Source organism: Massilia eurypsychrophila, from assembly GCF_002760655.1.
Taxonomy (GTDB): domain Bacteria; phylum Pseudomonadota; class Gammaproteobacteria; order Burkholderiales; family Burkholderiaceae_D; genus JAFCUW01.
This window is the reverse complement of sequence record NZ_PDOC01000002.1, coordinates 380433-399053: the sequence shown is the minus strand read 5'-3', so window position 1 is coordinate 399053 and position 18621 is coordinate 380433. Positions and strand designations below refer to the sequence as shown.

Here is an 18621-nt window from a genome sequence, read left to right as displayed (position 1 = left end):
AGTTATAAGATGCCGCTGTTACAAACTTTCATACACCCTGAAGTAGTTCCAGGTCAGGGCCAAGTACTTGAACGGCAAGCCGCTCGGGCTATCGTTCTGTCGGGCCGCGAGGTCCTGCTTCTCTACACTCGTCGGTATGACGACTACAGCCTGCCGGGTGGCGGCGTGGATGCGAACGAATCAATCGAGGAAGCGCTGCGGCGCGAACTGGGCGAAGAGACCGGCGCCCACGATGTGTCGATAGGGCGATTTGTCGGGTACATCGACGAGCACAGGCCTCCAAGAAAGGCAGGCTACGATGTGCTCTTCATGCGTTCGCATTGCTACTTGTGTGACGCGGCTACGGCGCTCGGTAAAACTGCGCCCGAGAACTACGAGGTCGCCAACGGCATGGTGCCCGTGTGGATCGACATCGCCACCGCCATTCAACACAATGAGCAGATACTCTTCAACAGACCCGCGACGATGGGCCTTTCGGTTGAACGCGAAACCTGGCTGCTGCATTACATTGCGCGGGAACTTATGGGGCGGCCGCTCGGTCCAAACGTCACAGTCGCGCCGCTTGCTAACGCGCCTTTTTGACGCTGCCCATTAACGCTGCTATACTCCGAACGAAATCAACAGTCAGTCCCTGCACCCCCAAACCATCTACCGATGTAGTCATCTAATCGCACGCGGAGCCTTCCGCATACTGGTCACCGATCCAATACCTCCCAGCTGAGGTATCGATGACGGTATCGCTGCGACACATCTTGCTCTTTACCTTTGCTTCGGACTAAGTTCATCTAACGACTTTGTGCGTGCGGTTGCATTCAATGTGCAATTCCCCTCGCCTGTGTCGTTTCACGCTTGCCTTTTCCGATCCTCGGCTGTGCCTTGTCGCCCAGCTTTTGACTACATCTATATACGTCAGGGTTCTATGAAGTTAACAACAATACGTCACGCCTGGTTCTCGAACATCCGCGGCGATATCCTCGCCGGCATCGTCGTCGCACTCGCGCTCATTCCTGAGGCGATCGCATTTTCCATCATTGCGGGCGTCGATCCCAAAGTCGGACTGTACGCTTCATTCTGCATCGCCGTCGTCATCGCATTTGCGGGCGGGCGGCCGGGGATGATTTCTGCGGCTACGGGTGCAATGGCACTCCTCATGGTTACGCTCGTCAAGGAACATGGCCTTCAGTATCTTTTGGCAGCAACCCTACTGACCGGCGTGCTGCAGATTCTGGCCGGATTCGTCAAGCTGGCCTCGTTGATGCGGTTCGTGTCCCGTTCCGTCGTCACAGGTTTCGTCAACGCCCTCGCCATTTTGATTCTCCTCGCACAGCTACCTGAACTGACGAACATGCCCTGGACTGTGTATGCGATGGTCGCCGGCGGGCTCGCCATCATCTACCTGTTCCCATATGTGAACAGGACCATTCCGTCACCCTTGGTTTGTATCGTTGTATTGACCGCACTGGCTACCGTGTTCGGCTTGAATATTCGAACGGTCGGCGATATGGGGCAGCTGCCTGACAGCCTTCCCATTTTCCTCTTTCCAGACGTTCCGTTGAATGTCGAAACACTGCGCATTATCTTCCCCTATGCGGTGACGTTAGCCATCGTCGGTCTGCTCGAGTCGATGATGACAGCAACGATCGTCGACGAACTGACAGACACGAGCAGCGACAAGAACAAAGAAAGTATCGGCCAGGGTGTAGCCAATATCGCATCCGGTTTTCTCGGTGGTATGGCCGGGTGCGCAATGATCGGCCAGTCGGTCATCAACGTGAAGTCAGGCGGGCGGGGCAGGCTATCGACTCTTACTTCAGGCGTCGTTTTGCTGATCATGGTTGTCTTCCTGTCGCCGTGGGTAAAGATTATTCCGATGGCGGCGCTCGTCGCCGTGATGATCATGGTTTCTATTGGCATTTTCAGTTGGGAGTCACTACGCAACTTGCGTACCCACCCCAAGAGTTCCAGTGTCGTCATGCTTGCCACCGTTTTCGTGGTAGTGGCTACTCATGATCTTGCCAAGGGCGTGTTTGTTGGTGTGCTCCTGAGCGCCTTGTTCTTCGCGACCAAGGTTGGCCGGCTGCTTGCAATCAATTCGACGTCAGCCAACGATGGGCGTAGCCGGCGCTACACGGTCATCGGCCAGGTCTTCTTTGCATCAGCCGACCAGTTCAATGCGGCCTTCGACTTCCGCGAGGCAATCGAGCATGTGGAAATCGACGTTTCCCAGTCCCACTTCTGGGATATAACCGCCGTGAGCGCACTCGACAAGGTCGTACTCAAATTCAAGCGTGAAGGCACGCGAGTGGACATTCTCGGCTTAAACGAGGCCAGCACAACACTCGTCGATCGGTTTGGCGTCCACGATAAGCCAGACGCGCTCGAACAACTAATGAAGCATTGAGGAAGATGACAATGACCGAAAAGATATTGGCGTGCCTGGACCATTCACGTTTCAGCAGCAGCGTGTGCGACTACGCCTCGTGGGTCGCAATCCGGCTCAAACTGCAACTAGAATTTCTCCATGTGCTCGATCACCATCCCGAGGCAGCGCAACGGCTCGATCTTAGCGGCAGTATTGGGCTGGGCGCTCAGGAGAACTTGCTCAACGACCTTGCGGCGCTTGACGAACGACGTGCCACAATCGACCTGGAACGGGGGCGCTTGCTGTTAGCCGCGGCCAAACAGCGCGCTCGTGAGAGCGGCATTGCAGAACCGCTGCTGCGCCAGCGACATGGCGAACTGATCGAGAATCTGACAGAGCTGCAGAACGAAACTAGTCTATTCGTCGTAGGAAAGCGCGGTGAGGAGGGGGAGCGAGCGCCGGCCCACCTTGGCACTAACCTGGAACGTGCTGTCCGGGCATTGCACAAGCCTCTACTGGTAGTTCCCACCACGTTTACGGTCCCCGCGCGAGTCATGCTTGCGTTCGATGGCAGCATGACTACAAGAAAAGGCGTCGAGTGGCTGGCAGGCAGCGCCCTGTTCACGAGCCTCGAAATTCATGTCGTCATGGCTGGCGCCGATAGCCCAGCGGCCGTCGCTCAACTTCGATGGGCCCGGGCTATTCTCGAGAAAGAGGGCCTGATGACAAGCACGGCTCTAATTGAAGGAGACGCCGACAAAATTTTGCCTGGCTATGCCGTGGCCCAGAAGGTTGATCTTATTGTGATGGGTGCGTATGGCCATTCGCGGATTCGTCAACTGCTGGTGGGCAGTACCACTACGGCTGTCATCCGTACGTCACCGATTCCAGTACTCCTGCTGCGCTAACCCATGATCCCGAACTGTGGTTGACGGCACAGCCCAGCCGCAGGAGATGTAAATGAAACCTACCAGGCATTCCCCGCTCTTAACGCAGCAAGGGGAGGAAATCGACTTGCCATTTGCGCCGGCCCCTTGGCGACTGAAACAATGCCAACAAACTGGCATCGTCTTTCTTGCCAATCCGCCGGCGTATGCGGAATTGAATCAAGAGTTCGCCTATGAGCTTACGTTTGAAAAGGAAACAGAAGCAAGAAGGGCAGCTGAGCCGCTGAGGTATGCCTTCAGTGCAGGCTTGAAGCGCTTTCGTAGCCAGGTGCTGAAGCGAAACAAGATACTTGCCATCGTCCAAAGCTTGGTTGCCCAGTCCTCGTCGAAACGCATCAATGTACTCGATGTAGGGTGCGGCTGGGGCTCGCTGCTGGACGAGATGTTCGATTCGATGCCGCAGGCACTTAAAGAACGTTGCGTCCCTCATGGCATTGAAATTTCACAGGAGCTGTCGCGCATCTCCGATACTAAACTCATGGCCCGGGGGGGGCGATGCATCCATGCTCCTTCCCTGGAGGGTATCACCCAGTTTGAACGGGGCTACTTCGACCTTATCGTGATGGCTTCCTACCTGGAGCACGAAACCAATCCGCTGCAGGTACTTGAACAATGCCGCTTACGCCTGAAGCATGGTGGCAGCGTTGTCGTCAAGGTCCCCAACTATGACTGTTTCAATCGCATGCTGCGCGGGCCGCGCTGGTGTGGATTCCGGTGGCCAGACCACGTCAATTACTTCACGCCGGTCACGCTTTCTGCGATGGCTAACAAGGCGGCGCTCTTCGTCTCACGCATGACCATGCTTGATCGAAATCCACTGAGCGACAACATGTACGCCATCCTTTCCACTTCGGACGAGCGCAAGCATCAAGCGAAAAACAATGACGCGAACTAACAGTTCTGAACTGCGCACTTTGGTAATTTCTCCGAACTGGATCGGTGATGCGGTCATGGGGCAGCCCTTGCTGAGCGCACTAAAGCAGCAGGATCCGCAACGACCGATCGATGTCCTAGCACCCACCTGGGTGGCGCCGGTCTGGCGCGCCATCGCCGAGGTCGACACCTTCATCGAAACACCGTTCAAGCACGGTGCCTTGCAAAGGCGTAGCGCCGAAAATTTTCGAAGCTACTAAAGCACCGCGCCTACCAAACAGCTTACGTACTGCCCAACACACTCAAGTTCGCCTTGATTCCCTGGCTTGCCGGTATTCCCGAACGTGTTGGCTATAAGGGCGAGATGCGTTATGGACTAATCAACCGCATGCATCACGACGACAAGGATAGTCCGCGCCCAATGACGAGCTTTTATGCAGCCCTTGCCCACCTGCCCGTTAGAGGAGGGAAACACCAGCCGCCCTTGACTGGCAAACAACACGGGTCTATATTAATGACTCAGAAGTAAGTTACCGGACAGAAGCATGCACCCCCTCGATGATATCAAGCCCCGCTGGGAGCGCCGCAAGGATGCACGCCCCCAGGAGTTGCTTGCCGCTGCGCTCGACCTGTTCGTCGAACGAGGTTTTGCCTCCACCCGGCTTGAGGATGTCGCCAAGCGCGCCGGTGTGTCGAAGGGCACCTTGTACCTGTATTTCACCAACAAGGAAGAGCTCTTCAAGGCGGTGGTGCGGGACAACATCGTGCCCGTCATCGGCGCCGCCGAGGAAATCATCGCCGGTTTCGACGGCCACAGCGCCGACCTGCTGCGCAAGGTAATCATCGAGTGGTGGCAGATGATGGGCGAGAGCGAGGCGTCCGGCATCTCGAAGCTGATCATGGCCGAAGCAGGAAACTTCCCCGACATTGCGTGCTTTTACCAGGACGAAGTGATCACGCGCGGCACCAACATGATCGCCAGCATGCTCAACCGCGCCGTCGCGCGCGGCGAGTTCCGCCCGATGGACGTCACCACCGTGACGCAGGTATTGATCGCCCCGATGATGATGCTGATGACCTGGAAGCATTCCGTTGGCCCGTGCGAGAAGAGCCAGCTCGACCCGATCGCCTTCCTCGATGCCTTCCTCGACATGGCGCTGCACGGCCTGCTGCTGCCGCCGGCGCCGCCGGCGTGAAGCTCGGCCGACGTGGCAAATCCGCCATGTCGGCGTTAATGTTCGTTCAACCCCTCCAAACTGCAGACTGTCGCAATTTCACGCGATCTGAGCAGCCATGTCGTTAAGATGTCCTGATTGAGGCCGTTCAACGATAAAATATCGGATTATTATTTTTACTCACCGAGTCTTACATGAATATTGAACAAGCCCGTTTTAACATGATTGAACAGCAGATCCGCCCGTGGAACGTGCTGGACCAGGACGTGCTTGATCTGCTGCTGATCGTCAAGCGCGAAGATTTCGTCCCGGCCGACTACAAGAGCCTGGCCTTCGTCGACACCGAAATCCCGCTCGGCGCAGGTGAATCGATGTTTACGCCGAAGCTCGAAGCGCGCCTGCTGCAGGAACTGCAACTGAAAAAACACGAGACGGTGCTGGAAATCGGCGCCGGCTCGGGCTACATGGCGGCACTGCTGGCGCACAAGGCGCGCCACGTGACGACCGTGGAAATCCTGCCGGAACTGAAGACGATGGCGGAAACAAACCTGGCCAAGGCCGGCATCACCAACGTCACCGTTGCGCTGGGCAATGGCGCGCAGGGCTGGACGCAGGGCGCGCCGTTCGACGTCATCGTCATCTCGGGCGGCCTGGAAGTGCTGCCGGACGCGTTCCTCAAGCAAGTCAAGGTTGGCGGACGGATCGCCGCGCTGGTCGGCCGCGCGCCGGTAATGTCGTGCAATATCGTTACGCGCGTGTCGGAAACGGCGTTCGAAACGACCAAAGTGTTCGAGACCAACGTCAAGTACCTGTCGGGGGCGGTGGCGTCTTCGAACTTCACGTTTTAAGCGGAGCGCGCGATGCAACAGATGACCGCCCCCGAACTGGCTGCCTGGCTGGCCGATCCCGCACGGCCGCGCCCGCTGCTGCTGGACGTGCGCGAGAACTGGGAATACGCGCTGGGCCATATCGACGGCTCGACGCATATTCCGATGAACACGATTCCGGCGCGCATCGAGGAGCTCGATGAGGATGCCGAGATCGTCTGCATCTGCCATCACGGCGCGCGCAGCATGTCGGTCGCGGCCTTCCTCGAGCGCAACGGGTTTGAGAAAATTACCAATTTGACGGGCGGTGTCCACGCCTGGGCTGCGCAGGTCGACAGTGCGATGCCGAAGTACTGAGCGACTTTTTTATTAACTTTTCGATGACTCCAACGGAGAAAGCAATGCAGAAACCCCTGATCGCCGCGCTGATTGCCAGCGCTTTTGTTTCGCTGAACGCCCAGGCGGCCGACCTGATCCAGGTCTACCAGCAGGCGCTGGCGAACGATGCCGTGTACGCCAGCGCGCGTGCATCGCTGGCGGCAGGTCGCGAACGGGTTCCGCAAGGGCGAGCAGCGCTGCTGCCGTCGGTCGGCCTGACCGGCAGCTTCGCGCGCAACGACAACACGTTCTCTCCGTTCAACGAAGGCAACACCATCACGTCGCCTACCGGCGTGACCACGGTGGTCGGCCGCACCGGTGTGCCGGTCAACAGCAACCAGATGACCTTGGCGCTGTCGCAGCCGCTGTTTCGCTGGGACCGCTGGCAGACTTACGAGCAGAGCAAGCTGCAGCAAGCCGTTACCGAAGCGCAGTTCGCGCAGGCGCAACAGGACTTGATCACGCGCGTTTCTCAAGCGTACTTCGACGTGCTGGCTGCGCAAGATACGCTGGAGTCGACACGGGCGCAAAAGAGCGCGACCACCGAGCAGCTGGCGTCGGCCAAGCGCAATTTCGAGGTCGGCACGCAGACCATTACCGATACGCACGAAGCACAGGCGGCGTATGACCTGGTCGTGGCGCAGGAATTTGCGGCACTGAACGACCTGGAAAACAAGAAGAGCGCGCTGCAGGCGATCATCGGCACTGCGCCGGCCGCGCTGGCGCCGTTGAAGCCGGGCGTTGCGCTGGCATCGCCGCAGCCGGCACTGATCGACCCGTGGGTGACATCGGCCGAGAACCAGAACTATGGCGTGCAGGTGTCGCAACTGTCGCTCGAGCTGGCCAAGCGCGACATTCAGCGCAACCGTGCGGGACACTTGCCGACGCTCGACCTGGTGGCCAGTTCAAGCCGCGTCAAGACCAGCGGGCAGGTGACGGGCGGATCGGGTACGCGCAGCGACAATGCCATCGGCGTGCAGTGGGCAATTCCTATCTTCAACGGCTTCGCCGTGACGAGCCGGGTACGCGAATCGATCGCACTGGAAGACAAGGCCCGTAACGACCTGGAATCGACGCGCCGCAATGCGGCTCAGCTCGCGCGCCAATCGTATCTGGGCGTAAACAGCGGCCTGGCCCAGGTGCGGGCGCTGGAAGCGGCGGAAGTGTCGAGCCAGTCTGCGCTCGATTCGAACAAGCTCGGCTATCAGGTGGGCGTGCGGATCAATATCGACGTGCTCAATGCACAGCGCCAGTTGTATTCGACCCGCCGCGATTTGTCGCGCGCGCGTTATGACACGATCATGAATGGCCTGCGCCTGAAGGCAGCGTCGGGTTCGCTGCGCGAAGAAGATCTGGTGCCGGTAAATAATCTGCTGGTGAAGTAATCGGCTCGGCTGGGTGACGATGCAATCTCGTCGCCGAAGCCGAAGCCGAAGCACAAGCCGACCGTCATCCCGCGTTCGCGAGGACGACGGTTGTGTGCGGTCTAGCCGGCGTCCAGCCCTGCGCCGCGCTCGCCGTTCTTGCGCTCGATGAGCTCGACCTTGTAGCCATCGGGATCGGTCACGAATGCGATCACCGTGCTGCCGCCCTTGACCGGGCCCGGCTCGCGCGTGACATTGCCGCCATTCGCGCGCGCCGATTCGCAGGCGGCGACAATATCGTCGGCCGAAATGGCGATGTGGCCGTACGCCGTCCCCATCTCATACTTGTCGACACCGTAGTTGTACGTCAGCTCCAGCTCCGCGTGCTCGGGATTGTTGCCGTAGCCGACGAACGCCAGCGTGTACTTATACTCAGGATTGTCGCTGGTGCGCAGCAGTTTCATGCCAAGCACCTTGGTGTAGAAATCGATCGAGCGCTGCAGGTCGCCGACCCGTAACATGGTGTGGAGGATGCGCATCGAAATAGCCCTTCAGTTGTAATCTGGAAGGCATGATTTTATGCGCTCCGCCACGTTTGTGCTTAATCGCGCCTAGCCTTCGAGCTTGGCGTCGAGCGTGATGGTGGCGTTGAACAGTTTCGACACCGGGCAGTTCTGCTTTGCCTTCAGCGCGGCAGCCTGGAATGCTTCTTCGTTGGCGCCAGGAATCTGCGCCACCAGGTTCAGGTGGACCGCAGTGATCGCAAAGCCGCCTTCGACCTTTTCCAGCGACACGGTCGCCGTCGTGTTCATCTGCTTGGCCGTCATGCCCGCTTCGCCCAAGGTGCCGGACACCGCCATCGTGAAGCAACTGGCGTGGGCGGCGGCGATCAGTTCCTCGGGATTGCTGCCCTTGCCGCCTTCGAAGCGCGCGTTGAAGCCGTACGGTGCCTTGTCGAGCACGCCGCTTTCGGTCGACACGCTGCCGATACCGTCCTTGATGCCGCCGCTCCAGATTGCACTACCGCTTTTCTTGATGGTCATGTTGTGGACTCCTGGTTGGTCATTAAAACTATTGTTCGTTGTCTTTGCCGCGCACCGGCGTGGTCAGGCGCATGCCGTCGGCGGCGTCCGGCTGCGGCTTGGCCTGGCCGGAAGCGCCGCTTTTCGGTACCACCTGGTCGATGCCTGGCGTGCCGCGCAGGTCGGTGTCGACCAGGCCTTGCGCCAGGTCGGACGCGGCCTGCTTTATCACGCCGCGTGGCTCCGCGTCTTGTCCATCGGGCGACTCGTCGCGTTCGTGCGGCATGCGCTTGCCGCCGTCGTTCTCAATTTTCTTGGTCGTGTCGACGTGCTTCTCGCGTAATTTGCTGTCCATGTGCTTCTCCTGTCATCTGTTGCTGCAATCCTAACGCCTGGCCGGAAATGAAGTCGCGCCCTTGAAAGTGGGCAATAATGCATTTTTGCAATGGAATGATTTACTATGTTGCGGTGCGTGATTTTTAAGGAACCGGCGTTTTGAAACCACATCTTTCCGAAGGCGCTAATTGCCACAATTGCGGCGCTATCGTCAGCGGCAACTTCTGCGCTGCCTGCGGGCAGGGGACAACGTTGCACGTGGCCAGCGCGCGCGAATTCCTGCACGAATTCATCGGCCACTACATCGCGCTCGAGGGCAAGCTGTGGCAGTCGCTCGCGCTGCTGCTGTTTCGCCCGGGCAGGCTGACAACCGAGTACATTGCCGGCCGCCGCGCCCGCTACGTGCAGCCGCTGCGCATCTATCTGACCTTCAGCATCCTGTTTTTCGCCTTGCTCAAGTTTGGCCCGCACCAGCTGATCGAAAAAGACGCGCTCGCCAGCCAGACGACGACCGCGAGCGAGCCGGGCAAGGTACGCGTGACGACCAACCTCGGCACCATCAACCCGGCATGGGAAGCGAGAGTGCATCAGATTGCCGCCATGCCGAAGTCACAGTCGATCGGGCTGTTCAAGTCGATCTTCTTCTCCTACGTGCCGTATGTAATGTTCCTGCTGATGCCGGTGTTCGCGCTGTACCTGAAGCTGCTGTACCTTGGCTCGGGACGCCATTACGGCGAACACATGCTGTTCGCGCTGCACAGCAACGCATTCGCTTTCCTGATGCTGGGGCTGATCCAGTCGGTGCCATGGACGTGGCTGAACACTGCGCTGATGCTGTGGCTGCTGGCCTACCTGCCGGTGGCGATGCAGCGCGTGTATGGCGGCCGCAAGCTCGCCACCGGCGTGCGCTGGGCAGTACTGATGTCTATCTATGTGATCACTGCCGCGGCGGTGATTACCGGCACGCTGTTTGCCGCATCCGTGGTTTTCTGACGATCCGCCGCGCCGCCTTGCCGAAAAGCGGCGCCGGCCTCTATACTGTGGATGCATACAGTGCCCGCGGCGCACGAGTGCGCCATGCCGCGTATACCAGAGTCGCCCTTTTGGGTTAATCTGCTGCGTGTCGCCCTTACAACTGCCGAGACCTTCATGCCCGTTACGCCAGCACCGCAAAAAACCATCGCGCTCGTGGTCCGGCCCAACACGGCCGGCATCGAAAAGCCGGTCGGCGGCGTGATCGACCACTTGCAAGGCGCCGGCTACCGTGTCGTGTTCGAGGCCGAGACCGCGGCGCACCTGCGCATGCCCGGCATCGAGGCGATGAGCGTGGCGCAGATTGGCGAGACGGCCAGCGCGGCGATCGTCATGGGCGGCGACGGCACCATGCTTGGCATCGCGCGCCAGCTGGCGCCGTACACGGTGCCGCTGATCGGCATCAACCTGGGCCGGCTTGGCTTCATGACCGACATCCCGAGCGAGCGCATGATCCCGGTGCTCGACGACATCCTCAACGGCAAGTCCGACGCCGAACGGCGCACCTTGCTCGAAGGGCGCGTGATGCGCGGCGGCGCCATGATCACCTGCGGCCTGGCGGTCAACGACGTGGTGGTGGCGCGCGGCGCCGGCGCCGGCATGGTCGAGCTCAAAGTCACCGTCGACGGCCGCTTCATGTACAACCAGCGCTCGGACGGCCTGATCATCTCGACGCCGACCGGCTCGACCGCGTACGCGCTGTCGGCCGGCGGGCCACTGCTTCATCCCAGCTTGTCGGGCACCGTGCTGGTGCCGATCGCGCCGCACGCATTGTCGAACCGGCCGATCGTGGTGCCCGATTCGAGCGAGATCGTCATCGAGATCGTCAGCGGGCGCGACGTCAGCGTCAATTTCGACATGCAAACGTTCGCCAGCCTGGTGCACGGCGACCAGATCATCATTTCGCGCTCGCCGAACTGCATCACCTTCCTGCATCCGGAAGGCTGGAGCTACTACGACACGCTGCGCGAAAAGCTGCACTGGAACGAATATCCGTCGGGCGAGGGCAAGCTCAAGTAGCGCGCCGCCCGACCAACACACATTACCTCATACATGCTGCGTACACTTACCATTCGCGATTTCGTGATCGTCGACGCCATCGAACTCGAGTTCGCCAGCGGCTTTTCAGTTTTCACCGGCGAGACCGGCGCCGGCAAGTCGATCCTGATCGACGCGCTGCAGCTCGCGCTCGGCGGGCGCGGCGATGCGTCGGTGGTGCGCGAGGGCGCCGCCAAGGCCGACATCACGGCCGATTTCACCGTCAGCGAAGCGGCCGCCGCCTGGCTGGCGCACAACGAATTTGCCATCGACGACGGCGGCGCGCTGCTGCGCCGGGTGATCGACAACGCCGGCCGCTCGAAGGCCTACATCAACGGCATCGCCGCCACCGCCACCCAGCTGCGCGACCTCGGCGACATGCTGGTCGACATCCACGGCCAGCACGCGCACCAGTCGCTGCTCAAGGGCGACGCCCAGCGCGCGTTGCTCGACAACCAGGCCGGCTTCAAAGATGCTGGCGCTGCCTCGATCGCGCAGGAAGTTGCCGCCGCCCACAAGCAGTGGCGCGCGCTGGTGCGCCAGCGCGAGGAATTCGAGCATGACGCCAAGAACGTGCTGATCGAGCGCGAGCGCCTTGAATGGCAGGTGGGCGAACTCGACAAGCTGGCGGTCAAGCCGGGCGAGTGGACCGAGGTCAGCAACGAACACAGCCGCCTGTCGCACGCCGCCAGCCTGCTCGAAGGGGCGCAGGAAGCGCTCGCCGCCATTTCCGAATCGGACCACCCGATCCTGTCGCAGCTGTCGTCGCTGAACGCCAAGCTGGGCAAGCTGGTCGATGTCGATGCCGGCCTGCAAGGCGTGCTCGATTGCATGGAGCCGGCCCGCATCCAGTTGCAGGAAGCGGTGTACGCGCTCAACGATTACCTTGACAAGGTCGAGCTCGATCCGGAGCGGCTGCGCCAGGTCGACGCGCGCCTCGAAGCGCTGCACGGCGCGGCGCGCAACTACCGCGTGGCGCCGGAAGATTTGCCGGCCGAACACGCCGCGCTGGCGGAAAAGCTGCGGCAGCTGGCCGACGCCAGCGACATGGACGGCTTGCGCAAGCAGGAGCAGCTGGTCGAGACGCGTTACATGGCCGCGGCGGCCAGGCTGTCGAAGATTCGGGCGGCGGCGGCCAGGCAGCTGGGCATCCAGGTGACGGCGGCCATGCAGGAACTGAACATGACGGGCGGCAGCTTCGCGGTCGGCCTGAACTCGAGCGAGCCGAGTTCAAACGGTCTCGAGCAGGTCGAGTTCCTGGTCGCCGGCCACGCCGGCGTGGCGCCGCGGCCGCTGGCCAAGGTCGCGTCGGGTGGCGAGCTGGCGCGCATCGCGCTGGCCATTTCCGTCATCACGTCGAACGCCACGACCACGCCGACCTTGATCTTCGACGAGGTCGACAGCGGCATTGGCGGCGCGGTGGCCGAAGTGGTCGGCCGGCTGCTCAAGCGGCTGGGGCAAGAGCGCCAGGTGCTGTGCGTGACCCACTTGCCGCAGGTGGCCAGCCAGGCCAACCAGCATTTCCAGGTCGCCAAAGGCACGACCGACGCCGGCAAGACCGTCTCCCACATCGACGTTCTCGACAACAAGGCGCGCGTGGAAGAAGTGGCGCGCATGCTTGGCGGACTCGAGATCACCGCGACGACCCGCAAGCACGCCCGCGAGCTGCTCGCCGGCGTCTGACCGCCAGCGCTCAAGCGCGCTGGATAGGCTCTTCACTCCCGCGGGGTCAGTGCCGGCAATCGTACACGGGCTCTTCAGTGCTAGTTCGGTCGAGTTTGTGTTCGATTGCCGGCATTGACCCCGGAGGTATGAATTCGGTCGAGCTCGTGTGCGATTGCCGGCACTGACCCCGGGGGTGGAAAAAATATGTATTTTGCATCGGGTGGAAAAACTATAATAGCGGCCTTGCCGCTAATTCAGAATTTCACTCATGTCTTTCCGTAAAGAACCTCCCTTCACCCACGGCACCGTGGCGCGCAGCGCAGTCGTGCTCGTCAATCTTGGCACGCCGGATGAGCCTACCCGCGGCGCCGTTCGACGCTACCTGAAGGAGTTCCTGTCGGATCCGCGCGTGGTGGAAATCCCGCGCGCGGTCTGGTGGTTCATCCTCAACCTGATCATCCTGCCGTTTCGGTCGGGAAAGTCGGCCGCGAAATACCGCAGCATCTGGACGCGCGACGGCTCGCCGCTGAAGGTGCACACGCAAAAGCAGGCGATGCTGCTGCGCGGCGCCCTCGGCGAACGCGGCCACGACGCGCTGCGCGTGGTGATGGCGATGCGCTACGGCTCGCCGTCGCTGCCTGAAGTGCTCGACAAGCTCAAGGCCGAACATTGCGAGCGCATCGTCATCCTGCCTGCCTACCCGCAATATTCCGGAACCACCACAGCGTCCATCTTCGACGCCGTGTTCGCCTACTTCGGCAAGGCGCGCAACATTCCCGAGCTGCGCATGGTCAAGCATTACCACGACCACGACAGCTACATCGAGGCGCTCCACGACAGCGTGCTGGCGTTCTGGGAAACGAACGGCCGCGGCCAGAAGCTGGTGATGAGTTTTCACGGCGTGCCCAAGCGCACCCTGTTGCTGGGCGACCCGTACCACTGCGAGTGCTACAAGACGGCGCGCCTGCTGGCGGCCAAGTTGCGCCTGCAGCCCGATCAATATTTGGTGACGTTCCAGTCGCGCTTTGGCAAGGCCGAGTGGCTGCAGCCGTACACGGCGCCGACCTTGCAGCAGCTCGCGCGCGACGGCCTCGAGCGGGTCGATGTGATTTGCCCGGGCTTCACCAGCGACTGCCTCGAGACGCTGGAAGAGATCGCGATGGAAGCGAAGCACGATTTCCTCGCCGCCGGCGGCAAGCAATTCCACTACATCCCGTGCCTGAACGAAGATCCGGCGTGGATCGCCGGCCTGGCCGAGATCGCCGAGCAGCACCTGATCGGCTGGCCGACCATGATGACGGCCGCCCAGCGCGACGCCGAAAAAAAGGATGCTGAGGTTGGCCGCGAGCACGCAGTGGCGCTCGGCGCAAACTGACGCTAAAAGACGCGTTAGGGCAGCGCCAGCTCGGCGTAGCAGATCAACGCGATGGTGCCGATCGCATAAGCGACTACCGTTGCCGAAATCAATCGCAGCTTCATGAGGAACTCCCGGGCAAAGGGGGCCGGCGCGCAATCGCGGGCATTGCCTTGCGAATTCATAGTAGTGCGCCCGGCGTTTTTTTGAATCCCTCAACCGGTAAAAGTTGTAACAACAGTTACATTGGCAGAACTGTCGAGGCCGCGCGCTATTCCCCTTGAAAATGTCGGGTATAGCCCCATCTGGGGCGCAGTGTGGTGATACAGACACATTGGCCAATCGCTAAGTTATTGTTTTTAGGAGTGTTTTCGATGCAAGACCAAGAAAAGCAAGAAGTGCCCCAGCCTTTGAACGATGGCGAAACTGTACAGGTGTCGGCCATGCCGGCAGAAAACGACCTCGAGCAGCAGCTGAGTGCGACCGAAGCGAAGCTCGCCGAAATGCACGATGCATTCATGCGCGCCAAGGCAGAAACCGAAAACATCCGCCGCCGCGCCCAGGAAGACGTCAGCAAGGCACATAAGTTTGCCGTCGAAAGTTTCGCAGAAGCAATGCTGCCGGTGCGCGACAGCCTGGAAATGGCGCTGAAGGTCGATACGCCGTCGGTCGAGTCGCTCAAGGAAGGCGTCGAGATGACGCTCAAGCAGATGACCTCGGCATTCGAGAAGAACCGCCTGGTCGAAGTGATGCCGGCGCAGGGCGACAAGCTCGACCCGATGAAACACCAGGCAGTGGCAGTCGTGCCGGCCGACCAGGAAGCCAATACGGTCGTCAGCGTGCTGCAAAAGGGCTACATGATCGCCGACCGGCTGTTGCGCCCGGCGATCGTCACGGCAGCGCAAGCAAAATAAAGACAGCGGTGCTGCGGCGCAAGCTCTTGAAAGCGCGCAGTTCTTCCGCATATTTGATATATCTGAAACTTAGTAACTAAAAGGACAACAATCATGGGCAGAATTATCGGTATTGACCTGGGAACCACCAACTCCTGCGTCGCGATCATGGAAAACGGTACGCCGAAGGTCATCGAGAACGCCGAAGGCGCGCGAACGACGCCGTCGATCATTGCGTATCAGGAAGACGGCGAGATCCTGGTTGGCGCGCCGGCAAAACGCCAGGCGGTCACCAACCCGAAGAACACGCTGTTCGCGGTCAAGCGCCTGATCGGCCGTAAGTTCGATGAAAAAGAAGTCCAGAAGGACATCGGCCTGATGCCGTACGAGATCGTCAAAGCCGAAAACGGCGATGCGTGGATTGGCGTGCGCGGCAAAAAGCTGGCAGCCCAGCAAGTGTCGGCGGAAATCCTGCGCAAAATGAAGAAGACCGCTGAAGACTACCTCGGCGAAGAAGTCACCGAAGCGGTCATCACCGTGCCGGCTTACTTCAACGACTCGCAGCGCCAGGCCACCAAGGATGCCGGCCGTATCGCCGGCCTCGACGTCAAGCGCATCATCAACGAGCCGACCGCGGCCGCGCTGGCGTTCGGCCTGGACCGCACCGACAAGGGCGACCGCAAGATCGCCGTGTATGACCTCGGCGGCGGTACGTTCGATATCTCGATCATCGAGATCGCCAACGTCGACGGCGAAAAGCAGTTCGAAGTGCTGTCGACCAACGGCGACACCTTCCTCGGCGGCGAAGACTTCGACCAGCGCATCATCGATTACATCATCGACGAGTTCAAGAAGATCAACGGCCTGGACCTGAAGAAGGACCCGATCGCGCTGCAGCGCATCAAGGCATCGGCCGAGCGCGCCAAGATCGAACTGTCGTCGGCCGCGCAGACCGAAATCAACGAGCCGTACATCGCCATGGCGAACGGCGCGCCGGTCCACCTGACGCTCAAGATGACGCGCTCGAAGCTCGAGTCGCTGGTCGAAGAACTGATCAACGCCACCATCGAGCCGTGCAAGATGGCCATCAAGGATGCCGGCGTCAAGGTCTCCGACATCGACGACATCATCCTGGTCGGCGGCATGACCCGTATGCCGAAGGTGCAGGAAAAAGTGAAGGAATTCTTTGGCAAGGATCCACGCAAGGACGTCAACCCGGATGAAGCGGTTGCGGTCGGCGCGGCGATCCAGGGCTCGGTGCTGTCGGGCGAGCGCAAGGACTTGCTGCTGCTCGACGTCACCCCGCTGTCGCTCGGTATCGAAACGCTGGGCGGCGTGATGACCAAGATGATCCACAAGAACACGACGATTCCTACCAAGTTCTCGCAAGTGTTCTCCACCGCCGACGACAACCAGCCGGCAGTGACGATCAAGGTTTATCAGGGCGAGCGCGAAATCGCGGCCGGCAACAAGGGCCTGGGCGAATTCAACCTCGAAGGCATCCCGCCGGCATCGCGCGGCACGCCGCAGATTGAAGTGACCTTCGACATTGACGCCAACGGCATTCTGCACGTCGGCGCCAAGGACAAGGCCACCGGCAAGGAGAACAAGATCACGATCAAGGCGAACTCCGGCCTGACCGAGGCGGAAATCCAGAAGATGGTGAAGGACGCCGAACTCAACGCCGAAGAAGACCACAAGCTGAAGGAACTGGCCGAATCGCGCAACCAGGCTGACGCATTGGTGCACTCGACCAAGAAGTCGCTGACCGAATTCGGTTCCAAGCTTGACGCTGCCGAGAAAGAAAAGATCGAAAGCGCGATCACCGACCTGGAAGGCGCCTTGAAATCGTCCGACAAGTCGGAAATCGACAGCAAGATGGCGGCGCTGTCGACCGCTGCGCAGACCCTGGGCGAGAAGATGTACGCCGACCAGCAGGCGCAGCAGCAGGCAGGCGGCGGCGAAGGCGGCCAGCAAGCCGGCGGCGGCGAATCGAACGCCAAGCAGGACGACGTCGTCGACGCCGACTTCAAGGAAGTCAAAGACGCCAAGTAAGCGCTCAGCAAAACCGCAGCAACGTTGTAGCATATAATGCCGAGCCGCTTACCCGGCTCGGTTTTTTTGCATATTGAGTTCAAGTAGTCAGACAGACAGCAAGGTGCCCTAATTATGGCAAAGCGTGATTTTTACGAGATCCTCGGGGTCGCCAAAAATTCTTCGGAAGAAGAAATCAAGAAGGCTTACCGCAAGCTCGCGATGAAATACCATCCGGACCGCAATCCGGACAGTAAGGAATCCGAGGAGAAGTTCAAGGAAGTCAAAGAAGCGTACGAGATGCTGACCAATCCGGAAAAGCGCGAGGCGTATGACCGCTATGGTCACGCCGGCGTCGATCCGAACATGGGAGGCGGCGGCTTCGGCGGCGGCCAGGGCGGCTTTGCCGACAGTTTCGGCGACATCTTCGGCGATATCTTTGGCGGCGGCGCCGGTCGCGGTCGCGGTTCAGGCCCGCAGGTCTACCGCGGCGCCGACCTGCGCTACAACCTCGAAATCACCCTCGAGCAAGCTGCGCACGGCTTCGACACGACGATTCGCGTGCCGAGCTGGGACAAGTGCGACACCTGCCACGGCAGCGGCGCCAAGCCGGGCACGTCGCCGACCACCTGCACCACCTGCGCCGGCCACGGCCAGGTGCGCATGCAGCAAGGTTTCTTCAGCATCCAGCAAACGTGCCCGAAATGCCATGGCAGCGGCAAGGTCATCACCGACCCGTGCGCACCGTGCGGCGGGCAGGGGCGCATCAAGCGCAACAAGACGCTGGAAGTGAAGATCCCGGTCGGCATCGACAACGGCATGCGGATCCGCTCGTCGGGCAACGGCGAGCCGGGCACCAACGGCGGGCCGCCGGGCGACCTGTACGTGGAAATTCACATCAAGCCGCACGCGGTATTCCAGCGCGAAGGCGACGACCTGCATTGCGAAATGCCGATCTCGTTCGTCAAGGCGACCCTCGGTGGCGAGATCGAAGTGCCTACGCTGTCGGGCAAGGTGTCGTTCACGATTCCCGAAGGCACCCAGTCCGGCAAGACGTTCCGCCTGAAGGCGAAGGGCATCAAGGGCGTGCGTTCCGGCTACGCCGGCGACCTGTTCTGCCACGTTGCGGTGGAAACGCCGGTCAAGCTGACCGACAAGCAGAAGGAATTGCTGAAGGAATTCGAGCGCCTGACGGTCGAAGGCGGCGCCAAGCATAGCCCGCAGAGCAAGGGCTGGATGGACAAGGTCAAGGATTTTTTCGAATAAAGACCCCATGAACCGCTGAGATGGCATCCGCCCCTCAGCGTTTTTTTTGCGAAGG

Annotated in this window: 20 protein-coding genes; 17 read left to right on the top strand and 3 right to left on the bottom strand. The window is 60.6% G+C overall.

Features of this window, described 5'->3' with window-relative positions; all coding sequences use genetic code 11:
• Positions 1–9: 9 nt before the first annotated feature.
• The 10 genes from CR105_RS04730 (at position 10) to CR105_RS04690 (ending at position 7947) form a co-directional block, all read left to right on the top strand.
• On the top strand, positions 10–582 hold the full coding sequence (locus tag CR105_RS04730; RefSeq protein WP_099787270.1) for an NUDIX hydrolase: 573 nt from the start codon (positions 10–12) through the stop codon (positions 580–582).
• Positions 583–919: 337 nt separating this feature from the next.
• Positions 920–2401: a SulP family inorganic anion transporter gene (locus CR105_RS04725; protein WP_099787269.1), complete on the top strand. Its 1482-nt coding sequence runs from the start codon at positions 920–922 to the stop codon at positions 2399–2401.
• A gap of 11 nt (positions 2402–2412) precedes the next feature.
• On the top strand, positions 2413–3270 hold the full coding sequence (locus tag CR105_RS04720; RefSeq protein WP_099787268.1) for a universal stress protein: 858 nt from the start codon (positions 2413–2415) through the stop codon (positions 3268–3270).
• A gap of 52 nt (positions 3271–3322) precedes the next feature.
• Positions 3323–4204, top strand: a complete 882-nt coding sequence (locus CR105_RS04715) for a class I SAM-dependent methyltransferase (RefSeq protein ID WP_099787267.1) — start codon at positions 3323–3325, stop codon at positions 4202–4204.
• On the top strand, positions 4191–4442 hold the full coding sequence (locus CR105_RS29450; RefSeq protein ID WP_370660668.1) for a hypothetical protein: 252 nt from the start codon (positions 4191–4193) through the stop codon (positions 4440–4442). The genes CR105_RS04715 and CR105_RS29450 overlap by 14 nt, the downstream gene beginning before the upstream one ends.
• A 29-nt stretch (positions 4443–4471) precedes the next feature.
• The gene (locus tag CR105_RS29445; protein WP_370660671.1) at positions 4472–4711 is read left to right on the top strand and encodes a hypothetical protein; all 240 of its coding nucleotides are present in this window, start codon (positions 4472–4474) and stop codon (positions 4709–4711) included.
• A 16-nt stretch (positions 4712–4727) separates the two neighbouring features.
• Positions 4728–5378 (top strand): TetR/AcrR family transcriptional regulator, encoded by a 651-nt coding sequence (locus CR105_RS04705; RefSeq protein ID WP_099787266.1) that lies wholly within the window; start codon positions 4728–4730, stop codon positions 5376–5378.
• A 173-nt stretch (positions 5379–5551) separates the two neighbouring features.
• A complete protein-coding gene (locus CR105_RS04700; protein ID WP_099787265.1) occupies positions 5552–6205 on the top strand; it encodes a protein-L-isoaspartate O-methyltransferase family protein in 654 nt (217 codons plus the stop codon).
• A gap of 12 nt (positions 6206–6217) precedes the next feature.
• Positions 6218–6541 carry a rhodanese-like domain-containing protein gene (locus CR105_RS04695; RefSeq protein ID WP_099787264.1) on the top strand — a complete coding sequence of 108 codons (324 nt, stop codon included), beginning with the start codon at positions 6218–6220 and terminating at the stop codon, positions 6539–6541.
• Between the two features lie 44 nt (positions 6542–6585).
• Positions 6586–7947, top strand: coding sequence for a TolC family outer membrane protein (locus tag CR105_RS04690; protein WP_099787263.1), 1362 nt, complete (start codon positions 6586–6588; stop codon positions 7945–7947).
• Between the two features lie 101 nt (positions 7948–8048).
• Here CR105_RS04690 and gloA read toward each other — a convergent pair whose 3' ends face one another.
• The 3 genes from gloA to CR105_RS04675 form a co-directional block, all read right to left on the bottom strand.
• Complete coding sequence (gene gloA, locus CR105_RS04685) at positions 8049–8465, bottom strand: lactoylglutathione lyase (protein WP_099787262.1); 417 nt, start codon at positions 8463–8465, stop codon at positions 8049–8051.
• Between the two features lie 72 nt (positions 8466–8537).
• Positions 8538–8969, bottom strand: a complete 432-nt coding sequence (locus CR105_RS04680) for an OsmC family protein (protein ID WP_099787261.1) — start codon at positions 8967–8969, stop codon at positions 8538–8540.
• Between the two features lie 28 nt (positions 8970–8997).
• Positions 8998–9303: a hypothetical protein gene (locus CR105_RS04675; RefSeq protein WP_099787260.1), complete on the bottom strand. Its 306-nt coding sequence runs from the start codon at positions 9301–9303 to the stop codon at positions 8998–9000.
• A gap of 239 nt (positions 9304–9542) precedes the next feature.
• Here CR105_RS04675 and CR105_RS04670 point away from each other — a divergent pair, with 239 nt between their 5' ends.
• From CR105_RS04670 to dnaJ, 7 genes are all read left to right on the top strand, one after another.
• Complete coding sequence (locus CR105_RS04670) at positions 9543–10277, top strand: DUF3667 domain-containing protein (protein ID WP_229413653.1); 735 nt, start codon at positions 9543–9545, stop codon at positions 10275–10277.
• A 156-nt stretch (positions 10278–10433) separates the two neighbouring features.
• Positions 10434–11336, top strand: coding sequence for an NAD kinase (locus CR105_RS04665; protein ID WP_099787258.1), 903 nt, complete (start codon positions 10434–10436; stop codon positions 11334–11336).
• Between the two features lie 33 nt (positions 11337–11369).
• Positions 11370–13037 carry a DNA repair protein RecN gene (gene recN, locus CR105_RS04660; protein WP_099787257.1) on the top strand — a complete coding sequence of 556 codons (1668 nt, stop codon included), beginning with the start codon at positions 11370–11372 and terminating at the stop codon, positions 13035–13037.
• Positions 13038–13287: 250 nt separating this feature from the next.
• Positions 13288–14394, top strand: a complete 1107-nt coding sequence (hemH, locus tag CR105_RS04655) for a ferrochelatase (RefSeq protein ID WP_099787256.1) — start codon at positions 13288–13290, stop codon at positions 14392–14394.
• 353 nt (positions 14395–14747) lie between these two features.
• The gene (grpE, locus tag CR105_RS04650) at positions 14748–15287 is read left to right on the top strand and encodes a nucleotide exchange factor GrpE (RefSeq protein WP_099787455.1); all 540 of its coding nucleotides are present in this window, start codon (positions 14748–14750) and stop codon (positions 15285–15287) included.
• Between the two features lie 93 nt (positions 15288–15380).
• Complete coding sequence (gene dnaK, locus CR105_RS04645) at positions 15381–17321, top strand: molecular chaperone DnaK (protein WP_099787255.1); 1941 nt, start codon at positions 15381–15383, stop codon at positions 17319–17321.
• Between the two features lie 114 nt (positions 17322–17435).
• A complete protein-coding gene (gene dnaJ, locus CR105_RS04640) occupies positions 17436–18566 on the top strand; it encodes a molecular chaperone DnaJ (RefSeq protein ID WP_099787254.1) in 1131 nt (376 codons plus the stop codon).
• Positions 18567–18621: the final 55 nt, after the last annotated feature.

Bases quoted from the DNA above. Each gene is read 5' to 3' on its own strand.
- CR105_RS04705 (WP_099787266.1), top strand. From the start codon at position 4,728: ATGCACCCCCTCGATGATATCAAGCCCCGCTGGGAGCGCCGCAAGGAT.
- dnaK (WP_099787255.1), top strand. From the start codon at position 15,381: ATGGGCAGAATTATCGGTATTGACCTGGGAACCACCAACTCCTGCGTC.
- CR105_RS04665 (WP_099787258.1), top strand. From the start codon at position 10,434: ATGCCCGTTACGCCAGCACCGCAAAAAACCATCGCGCTCGTGGTCCGG.
- CR105_RS04675 (WP_099787260.1), bottom strand. From the start codon at position 9,303: ATGGACAGCAAATTACGCGAGAAGCACGTCGACACGACCAAGAAAATT.
- CR105_RS04725 (WP_099787269.1), top strand. From the start codon at position 920: ATGAAGTTAACAACAATACGTCACGCCTGGTTCTCGAACATCCGCGGC.
- CR105_RS04720 (WP_099787268.1), top strand. From the start codon at position 2,413: ATGACCGAAAAGATATTGGCGTGCCTGGACCATTCACGTTTCAGCAGC.
- CR105_RS04695 (WP_099787264.1), top strand. From the start codon at position 6,218: ATGCAACAGATGACCGCCCCCGAACTGGCTGCCTGGCTGGCCGATCCC.
- CR105_RS04715 (WP_099787267.1), top strand. From the start codon at position 3,323: ATGAAACCTACCAGGCATTCCCCGCTCTTAACGCAGCAAGGGGAGGAA.
- recN (WP_099787257.1), top strand. From the start codon at position 11,370: ATGCTGCGTACACTTACCATTCGCGATTTCGTGATCGTCGACGCCATC.
- grpE (WP_099787455.1), top strand. From the start codon at position 14,748: ATGCAAGACCAAGAAAAGCAAGAAGTGCCCCAGCCTTTGAACGATGGC.
- CR105_RS29450 (WP_370660668.1), top strand. From the start codon at position 4,191: ATGACGCGAACTAACAGTTCTGAACTGCGCACTTTGGTAATTTCTCCG.
- CR105_RS04690 (WP_099787263.1), top strand. From the start codon at position 6,586: ATGCAGAAACCCCTGATCGCCGCGCTGATTGCCAGCGCTTTTGTTTCG.
- CR105_RS04700 (WP_099787265.1), top strand. From the start codon at position 5,552: ATGAATATTGAACAAGCCCGTTTTAACATGATTGAACAGCAGATCCGC.
- CR105_RS04680 (WP_099787261.1), bottom strand. From the start codon at position 8,969: ATGACCATCAAGAAAAGCGGTAGTGCAATCTGGAGCGGCGGCATCAAG.
- hemH (WP_099787256.1), top strand. From the start codon at position 13,288: ATGTCTTTCCGTAAAGAACCTCCCTTCACCCACGGCACCGTGGCGCGC.
- dnaJ (WP_099787254.1), top strand. From the start codon at position 17,436: ATGGCAAAGCGTGATTTTTACGAGATCCTCGGGGTCGCCAAAAATTCT.
- CR105_RS04730 (WP_099787270.1), top strand. From the start codon at position 10: ATGCCGCTGTTACAAACTTTCATACACCCTGAAGTAGTTCCAGGTCAG.
- gloA (WP_099787262.1), bottom strand. From the start codon at position 8,465: ATGCGCATCCTCCACACCATGTTACGGGTCGGCGACCTGCAGCGCTCG.